Here is a 417-nt window from a genome sequence, read left to right as displayed (position 1 = left end):
AGCTTCTTAATTGATGGATTGCAAGTATTTTTGTAGAACTCATGCCTATTCAAGCGACTATATATGGTAGACAACCGTTTCCATACGGTTATTTTCGTTTGAAAGGGTGTGAGACTATTGCCTTTCGTAGTGGAATGGGAAGGAAAACTAAACAAGCTGAATCTGTATAAGAAGAAAGTGAAAGAGTTACGAGAAAATGGGCTACTATCAGCTGAGAAAACGGTACAAGCAGTAGAAAATATCAAGCTATTAGAAAATGATTACATTCGTACTCGTTCGCGTGTAGACATTCTTTTTTTCACATATGAGTTTTTTAGTGTCGACAGGAATCCTGAAGCCGATGGGATGCTAATACCTGAAGGGGTGACGATGGAAGATGCACCTGACATACATAGAGAGTTAGCTGAATTACTTCAG

The 417-nt window shown here is 38.6% G+C and carries 1 protein-coding gene; it reads left to right on the top strand.

The window, feature by feature from the left end:
- Nucleotides 1-117: 117 nt before the first annotated feature.
- Nucleotides 118-417 (top strand): hypothetical protein (locus tag R0J88_RS18855; protein WP_410900705.1); only part of this gene is annotated, 300 nt, incomplete at its 3' end.

This window comes from Pseudoalteromonas sp. SIMBA_162, from assembly GCF_046535955.1.
Classification (GTDB): domain Bacteria; phylum Pseudomonadota; class Gammaproteobacteria; order Enterobacterales; family Alteromonadaceae; genus Pseudoalteromonas; species Pseudoalteromonas marina.
The sequence above is the reverse complement of the archived record's forward strand: the minus strand, read 5'-3'. Positions and strand labels throughout refer to the sequence as shown.